At 63.1% G+C, this 7481-nt stretch carries 7 protein-coding genes and 1 pseudogene; 2 read left to right on the top strand and 6 right to left on the bottom strand.

What is annotated here, in order from left to right; translation table 11 throughout:
• Window positions 1–68: 68 nt before the first annotated feature.
• Window positions 69–638, top strand: a complete 570-nt coding sequence (efp, locus tag EN984_RS15345; protein ID WP_027038615.1) for an elongation factor P — start codon at window positions 69–71, stop codon at window positions 636–638.
• 77 nt (window positions 639–715) lie between these two features.
• Here efp and EN984_RS15350 read toward each other — a convergent pair whose 3' ends face one another.
• On the bottom strand, window positions 716–1615 hold the full coding sequence (locus EN984_RS15350) for an HNH endonuclease (protein WP_127266864.1): 900 nt from the start codon (window positions 1613–1615) through the stop codon (window positions 716–718).
• 221 nt (window positions 1616–1836) lie between these two features.
• Here EN984_RS15350 and EN984_RS15355 point away from each other — a divergent pair, with 221 nt between their 5' ends.
• Window positions 1837–2379: a dihydrofolate reductase family protein gene (locus EN984_RS15355; protein WP_127266865.1), complete on the top strand. Its 543-nt coding sequence runs from the start codon at window positions 1837–1839 to the stop codon at window positions 2377–2379.
• Window positions 2380–2421: 42 nt separating this feature from the next.
• Here EN984_RS15355 and EN984_RS15360 read toward each other — a convergent pair whose 3' ends face one another.
• The 5 genes and pseudogenes from EN984_RS15360 to EN984_RS15390 all read right to left on the bottom strand — a co-directional run.
• Window positions 2422–3291, bottom strand: a complete 870-nt coding sequence (locus EN984_RS15360) for a patatin-like phospholipase family protein (protein WP_127271511.1) — start codon at window positions 3289–3291, stop codon at window positions 2422–2424.
• Between the two features lie 273 nt (window positions 3292–3564).
• Window positions 3565–5130: a pitrilysin family protein gene (locus EN984_RS15370; protein ID WP_236383409.1), complete on the bottom strand. Its 1566-nt coding sequence runs from the start codon at window positions 5128–5130 to the stop codon at window positions 3565–3567.
• A 4-nt stretch (window positions 5131–5134) separates the two neighbouring features.
• Window positions 5135–6523: a pitrilysin family protein gene (locus EN984_RS15380; RefSeq protein WP_127266867.1), complete on the bottom strand. Its 1389-nt coding sequence runs from the start codon at window positions 6521–6523 to the stop codon at window positions 5135–5137.
• A 139-nt stretch (window positions 6524–6662) separates the two neighbouring features.
• Complete coding sequence (gene rsmD / locus EN984_RS15385) at window positions 6663–7217, bottom strand: 16S rRNA (guanine(966)-N(2))-methyltransferase RsmD (RefSeq protein WP_127266868.1); 555 nt, start codon at window positions 7215–7217, stop codon at window positions 6663–6665.
• Window positions 7214–7481: pseudogene (locus EN984_RS15390) on the bottom strand (RNA pseudouridine synthase); the annotation flags it as partial. The gene rsmD and the pseudogene EN984_RS15390, both read right to left, overlap by 4 nt.

The raw sequence follows: 7481 nt of genomic DNA on the forward strand, positions 1-7481 counted from the left end.
GTAGGCCCCCATCCAGCGCCGCACAAGCCGGCAAACGCCAGTCAACTCTTCTTGCAGGATTTAAAACCGTGGTGAAAGTCATCGCCAGTTCGCTCCGCAAAGGCAACGTCGTCGACAAGGACGGCAAGCTTTATGTGATCCTCTTTGCCGAAAACATCCACCCAGGCAAGGGCACGCCTGTAACGCAGCTCGACATGCGCCGCATCGGCGACGGGGTGAAAGTTTCGGAGCGCTACCGCACCACCGAACAGGTGGAGCGCGCCTATGTGGAAGAGCGCGAGCATACCTTCCTCTATCGCGACGGCGAAGGCTTTCATTTCATGAACCCGGAAAGCTACGACCAGGTCGCGGTGTCGGAAGCCGTGGTCGGCGACATGGCGCCTTACCTGCTGGAAGGCATGGCCGTGCAGGTGTCGCAGTTCAACGGCATTGCCATTTCCCTGGTGCTGCCGCAGCGCGCCACCTTCGAAGTGGTGGAAACCGAGCCGACGACCAAGGGCCAGACGGCCTCGTCATCCTACAAGCCGGCCGTGCTGTCCAACGGCGTGCGCACCCTGGTGCCGCCGCACATCGCGCCGGGCACCCGCGTGGTGGTGATGACGGCCGATGGCGCTTATGTGGAGCGGGCGAAGGACTGAGGGGGGCTCTTCCCGCTTAAAGGAGGCCCGTAAGCAAAGCCTTCCCATGGACAGGCGGGGCAGCTTCGAGACACCGCCTATTGCTTGAAACAGTGCTCGCGATGCCATTGCAAGAAATGAGGATGCGGGCGTTCGAGCTGTCGGCGAGGCGGAAGCGCGCGGCGCGTCCTGTTTATGAAGCCCTGCACGCTGTCGAAGTCATTGACCTGTCTGGAGATCAGGATTTCCAAATCGTCCGACAGGCTGATCAATCCACGGTCGAACATCCAATGCGCAGTGCCGGACAGTGCGATCCCATTGTTGACGACATCAGGCCCGTCCGCCTCAACCGGTCGAATATGTGCGGCAGAAACCTCTGCTCGGCCTCCGCCATTTATCAGCTTGAGACCTGTGATCGCGCAGCGCTCGTCATAGGCACGTAAGACGACTCGACGAAAAATGCGGTCCCGCACGATTCGCGATCCGATGTAGCTTACGCGATCACGACTCTGCTCGAATTCGAATGGCGCCTGCTCATCCTGAAAGCCGGCAGATATGCCGACCTCATCAACGCGCGGCAGCAACAACTCATTCGTATCCAGGCCCAGATCGATGATCCGGTTGAAGTCACTTGGGCTGAGTGCGCGGACGGCAGATTGGGCGCGGCCAGAAATCCGTCCCTCATCATTGAGCAGGCCTCGTTCGACGGGACCATCAGATCCGCTAAATGGAACAGGATTGACGAAATCGAGGTAGCTTCCGGGCTCAATCAGCGCGAGATACATGTCAGGCGTTACCGGATCGGGGATGATCTGCTGGACTTTCGCTACAGCGTAATAGCCCCGTGTATCGTTTACCTTGCTGGGCTCGTAGTAGATAATCCACTTGCCGACACACGCTTCAACGCGGCGCAGATACGGGCGAGGAAACTGGTATTGCTCTGCGGGGCGATCGTTGTATCGCGAATCCGAGCGATGAATGAAAACCCCGAATCCCATGAATCTTCCTGCAATGCGTTCTTGGGAATAACTACTCAGATGTGGCATCAAAATCCGAACTTTGGGGTTTAGTCCAGGCGCGGTCGCACTTCCCCATGGCATCGGTCCTTCGCAGCCTCGCGCTGAAGCGCCACACTACAACGAAGCGCAGCAATATATTTCGCGAAGCCTGTCACAAAGCGCCCACCCGGTTCGTCCTTTGACAGAAGAAGGAGAGCGCTATGCCAAAACTTATCGTCACCGAATTCATCAGCGTCGATGGCATTGCCGAGGTCGAGAAGCTGCCCAGCGTGACCTGGAACGACGAGATGAACAGGTTCAAGGAGGACGAGCTTGCCGACAGCGGCGCCATGCTTTTGGGGCGCACGACCTATGAGATCTTTGCCGGCTCCTGGCCAACGGAAACCGGAGATTTTGCCGACCGGTTCAACGCGCTGCCGAAATATGTCGCCTCAAACAGCCTGAAGGCGCTCGACTGGAAGCCGGCCGAATTGCTGAAAGGGCCTCTGCCGGAAGCGGTCAGGACGCTGAAGCAAGGCAGCGGCGGCAACATCTACGTGCATGGCAGCCTCAGCGTCGCGCAGGAATTGCTGCGCCACGGCCTGGTCGACCGCGTCAGGCTGCTCAGCTATCCAGGCACCGTCGGCCAGGGCAAGCCGCTATTCCCAATCGGTGAGCCGGTGGCGCTCGACCTGATTTCCGCAAAGCCGTTTAGCAACGGCGTGGTGGCGCTAGAGTATGCGCCGATGACGGCTAAGTCATAAGACGGTTGGGCTCTCTCCTCTCAGGTGAAGGAAAGATGCACTTCACCCGACCTGCTTCCCCCGCCTCCCCTTGATGGCGGCGCTATTCCTCGCCTCAACCACCTTCTCAACCTGCCGCTTCAGCTCATCCTTGATATCGACCGTCTCGTTCATCAAAGCGTCGATCTTCAGGAAATCGAGGACGCGGTATCTCGACACTGCCGGGCGGACCAGGATGTCGGGGCGGCATTGTTTCAGCTTGTTGGCGGTGATCGACTGCATCATCAGTTGGGTGGCGCCGAACATCAGGTCGACGGAGGTCGGCTGTTTGCGGTCGGCCTCTTCCGGCGCGCCGACCACGTCGACGCCGATGATGATGTCGGCGTCGTTTTCGATCAGGTCGAACGGCACGGGGTTGTAAATGCCGCCGTCGATCAGCAGCCTGCCGTCGCGCGTCACCGGCCGGAACACGGCGGGGATGGCCGCCGAGGCCGCCAGCGCCGAGTGCAGGTCGCCGTCTTCGAAGACAGCCAGCTTGTGGCCGAAATAGTCGGTCGCCGTCACCTTCAGCGGGATTTGCAGCTCGGCGAAGGTCTCGGGAATGGCTTCGGGCAGAAAGGCTTTCAGGATGCGCTCGACGTTGAACTGGCTGACGCGGATGCCGCCCTGCATGGCTTCGGCGATGGTGCCCGGCCGCGCCCGCCACATGCGGCTCGCCACTTGGGCGCGGCGGCCGAGGATCGAGCGGGCATAGTCGTGGATGTCCTTGCCGGTCATGCCCGATGCCATGCCGGCGCCCATGATGGCACCGATCGACGAGCCGGCAATCGCCACCGGCTTGATGCCCAACTCGTCCAGCGCCTCGATGACATGAATATGCGCCAGCCCGCGCGCGCCACCGCCGCCGAAGGCTATACCGAAGCTAGGCGCCATGGTGCGCGGCTCCTGCCTCGTTTCTGGCCGGCGACGGAGACCGCCAATTGTTGAAGTTGGCGCCGCCCCTCACCTGCCTGCCGGCATCCTCTCCCCGTATAGTGACGGGGAGAAGGGTGCTGCCATCGCCGATTTCGCCAATCACAAACGTTGCAAGATGGGCGCCGAGATTGCGGCCAGCCCCCTTCTCCCCGTCACTATACGGGGAGAAGTGCCCGGCAGGGCGATGAGAGGCAGCGCCGGCGTTCGGAAAAGAGAAATGCGCGCCGGGGCTCATCCCTTGCCGGCCCCGGCCAGTTTCGGTCCGATGACCATGATGGTCGGCTCGGTCGACAGCAGCTTCTTCGCCGCCGCCTTGACCTGGTCGAGCGTCACCGCGTTGATGTAGCCGGCGCGGCGCTGCATGTAGTCGATGCCGAGATCGTCGAGCTGCAGTTCGACCAGTGTCGCGGCGATGGCGCTGGACGAGTCCAGATTGTTGATGGCGTAGGCGCCGATCATGTATTTCTTGGTGGCCGCCAGTTCCGCTTCGGTCGGGCCTTCTTCGGCCAGTCGCTTGACCACATCGCGGATGATGCCCAGCGTTTCGGACGCGCGGTCGGAGCGGGTGCCGGTGCTGACGATCAGCGCGCTGGCGTGGTCCTGGTTGATGAGCGAGGAGTTGACGCTGTAGGCCAGCCCGCGCTTCTCGCGCACCTCCTGGAACAGGCGCGAGGTGAAGGTGCCGCCGCCAAGAATCTCGTTCATCAGCACGGCGGGGAAGAAATCCGCCGCCTTGCGCTTCACGCCGGGAAAAGCGAGCTGCAGGGAGGTCTGCGGCAGGTCGTAGTCGACCTCGATATGCTGCGCCAGCTTCGGGTCGATATCGGCCACTGGCCTCAGCGCCTGGTTTTGCGGCAGGTCGCCGAACACCATGTCGAGCTTCTTCTTCAGCGTCTCCGCGTCGATGGCGCCGACAACGGCGACCCGCAGCCCGCCGCGCGCGAACACCGCTTTGTGCGAGGCATTGAGATCATCGCGCGTGATGGTGGCGATGCTTTCCTTGGTGCCCTGGTCGGAGCGGGAATAGGGATGATCGCCATAAAGCGCTCGCGCCCATTTGTTCTGCGCCACCGTGTCGGGATCGTTTTCGCCGGCGATGATGCCGGACAGGATCTGGGAGCGGATGCGGTCAATCGGCAGCTGGTCGAAGCGCGGCTCGTTGACCGCCAGCCGCAACAGGTCGAATGCCTGGTCGCGCTGCTCGGCCAGCATGCGCATCGAGCCGTAGATGCCGTCGCGGCTCTCGTCGAAGCTCATTTCGGCGCCGGCATCGTCGAGCTTGATCTGGAAGTCTTCACTGTCGAGCGGGCCGGCGCCTTCGTCGAACAGGCCGGTCATCAGATTGGCCAGCCCTTCCTTGCCGACCGGATCCTGCGTCGAGCCGCCGCCGAAGACGAAGCGGATGGCGACAACCGGCACGGAATAGTCCTCGACCAGCCAGGCGGTGATGCCCTTTGGCGAGGTGACGGACTGGATGTCCATGGCCCGCGCGGTGAGTGCCGGCAGGATGAGGAAGAGGATGGAGAGAAGTAAAGTGATCAGCGGGGCGATGGCGCGGCTCGGGGTGGTCGTTCCAAACGAACAATTGTCGAAGTCGGCGCCGCCCCTCATCGCCCTGCCGGGCACTTCTCCCCGTATAGTGACGGGGAGAAGGAGGCTGGCCGCAACCTCGGCGTCCGTCTTGCAACCATGGTGATTGGCGAAACCGGCGATGACGGCGCCCCTCTCCCCGTCACTGTACGGGGAGAGGATGCCGGCAGGCAGGTGGGGGGCAGCGCCAACGCTCGATCTCTTCATCAAATCAATTCCCCGCCTGTTGCTGCGGCAAGAGATAGCCGGTGGTCGACCGGGCGAGCACGAGATAGTGCGCGGCGACGGCCTTGACCTCGTCTGTCGTGACCTTGCGGATGCGGTCCGTCCACTGCTGGACGTCCTGCACATTGCCGCCGGTGGCCAGCGTCGAGCCGTAGATGTTGGCCATGGAATCCTGCTTGTCGCGGGCAAAGGTCATCGACCTGACATAGCGGTCCTTGGCCTTTTCCAGCTCCGATGGCGTGACGCCATCCTTGACGATGCGCACCACTTCGGCATCGACCGCCGCTTCGACGTCGGAGATTTTAGCATCGCCGCGCGGCGCGCCATAGACGGTGAAGTTGGTGTCGTCGAGCATGGTGCCCTGGAAAAAGGCGCCGGCGCTGGATGCGATACCTTGCTGGACGACGAGCGCCTGGTAGAGCCGGCTGCGATTGCCGCCGCCGAGGATCTCCGCCAAGAGGTCGAGCGCTTCCGCCTCGCCCGGCTTGCCTGTGTGATAGGACGGCACCACCCATTGGGTGGAAAAGCTCGGCACGCTGACGCGGGCATCGGCGAGCGTCACCGTGCGCTTGGTGTTCTGCTCCGGCTCGACCGGACGGATGCGCGGCGGCAGATCGGGGCCGCGCGCCACCTTGCCATAGGTCTTTTCGGCCAGCGCCCGCACCGTGTCCGGGTCGACATCGCCGGCAACGATCAGCACCGCGTTGTTGGGCCGGTAATATTTGTCATAGAAGGCGACAGCGTCGGCGCGGTTCAGCTGCTGCATCTCCTGCATCCAGCCGATGACCGGGATGCGATAGGGCTGGTTCTGCCACAGCGTCGCATCGACCTCCTCGTCCAGCACGGCCTCGGGGCTGTTGTCGATGCGCGAGCGGCGCTCCTCGAGGATGACATCGCGCTCGGTCTTGATGACATCGTCGGTGAGGATGAGGTTGCGCATGCGATCGGCCTCGAAGCTCATCATCAGCTCGAGCGCCGACGGCGCCACCGTCTCGTGGAAGGCGGTGTAGTCGTAAGAGGTGAAGGCGTTGTTGGAGCCGCCGATATCGGAGATGGCGCGGTCGAACTCGCCCGCCGCATGGTTGGTCGTCGCCTTGAACATCAGATGTTCGAAGAAATGCGCAATGCCGGATTTGCCGGGCGGCTCGTCGGCGCTGCCGATCTTGTACCAGACCATATGGGTGACGATCGGCGCACGGTGGTCGGGAATGACGACCACCTCCATGCCGTTGTCGAGCAGGAAATCCGTGACCTTGAACTCGGCCGGAACCGTGTTGGGCAAGACGGGGCTCTCGGCCAGCACCGGGCTGGTCATGACAAAAGCCAAAGAGGACGCCAACAGCGTTCCGCGCAGCCATTCAATCGTGGATGTCATCAACGGCTCCGGTTCTGTCTGCAGACGATAGGCAAGGTACTGGCGACAAGCAAAGTTAATTGTTGGTCATTTTAGAGGCGGAGCTCGGTTCCTCGCCCCCGTGAAGCGGGGGAGAGGAACCGCCAATCGCGAAGGCGTATCAGGCCGCCTCGATAAAGCGGATGACGGTCTCGCCATAGTTGCGCTCGTCCAGCACGGAAAAGCCGGGGCCCGGCTCGAAGGGCGCCACTGCCGCCTCTTCGACCACGCACAGCGCGCCAGGGCGAAGCCAGCCGCCGGCTTTCGCCGACTGCAAGGCGCGCTCGCCAAGGCCCTTGCCATAGGGCGGGTCGGCAAAGACGAGGCCGAACGGCGCCAGCGTGCCCGCTTCGCCAAGGCCGGTGGCATCGCGGCGGAAGATCTTGGTGCGGCCGGTCAGGCCGAAGGCTTCGACATTGTCGCGGATCAGGCCACGGCCTTCGGCCGATTCCTCGATGAAGACGCCGTAGGAGGCACCGCGCGACAGCGCCTCGAGCCCCAGCGCACCGGTGCCGGCGAACAGGTCGAGCACGCGCGCGCCGTCCAATTGCGCGGCAAAGCGATGCGCCAGCACGTTGAAGACCGCCTCGCGGGTGCGATCGGTCGTCGGACGAATGGCGCTCGAGCGCGGCGTCGCCAGCGGACGCCCGCGAAACTCACCACCGACGATTCTCATCTCGCTTTGGGGCCTCGGGGACCATTGCGCGGACGCTCACCGCCGCCAGCCCCGCCCGGACGTTCGCCTCTCGGCTTGCCGAACGGTCTTGCACCGGCGGGTTTGCCATAAGACGGCTTGAACGATGCCTTGCGCGCCTTGGCTTCAGCCGCCTTGGCGGCATCGGCGTCGGCCCTGCCCTTGCCGATCGGCCGCGCGCCCGGTGCCATCCAGACATTGGCCTTGCGCTGGCCGGGCGGTGGCAAAAAGTCCGAGCGCGAGCAG

The sequence above is a fragment of the Mesorhizobium sp. M7A.F.Ca.CA.004.12.1.1 genome (assembly GCF_003997835.1).
Classification (GTDB): Bacteria; Pseudomonadota; Alphaproteobacteria; order Rhizobiales; family Rhizobiaceae; genus Mesorhizobium.

Bases quoted from the DNA above. Each gene is read 5' to 3' on its own strand.
- EN984_RS15350 (WP_127266864.1), bottom strand. From the start codon at position 1,615: ATGGGATTCGGGGTTTTCATTCATCGCTCGGATTCGCGATACAACGAT.
- EN984_RS15355 (WP_127266865.1), top strand. From the start codon at position 1,837: ATGCCAAAACTTATCGTCACCGAATTCATCAGCGTCGATGGCATTGCC.
- EN984_RS15360 (WP_127271511.1), bottom strand. From the start codon at position 3,291: ATGGCGCCTAGCTTCGGTATAGCCTTCGGCGGCGGTGGCGCGCGCGGG.
- EN984_RS15370 (WP_236383409.1), bottom strand. From the start codon at position 5,130: ATGAAGAGATCGAGCGTTGGCGCTGCCCCCCACCTGCCTGCCGGCATC.
- EN984_RS15380 (WP_127266867.1), bottom strand. From the start codon at position 6,523: ATGACATCCACGATTGAATGGCTGCGCGGAACGCTGTTGGCGTCCTCT.
- rsmD (WP_127266868.1), bottom strand. From the start codon at position 7,217: ATGAGAATCGTCGGTGGTGAGTTTCGCGGGCGTCCGCTGGCGACGCCG.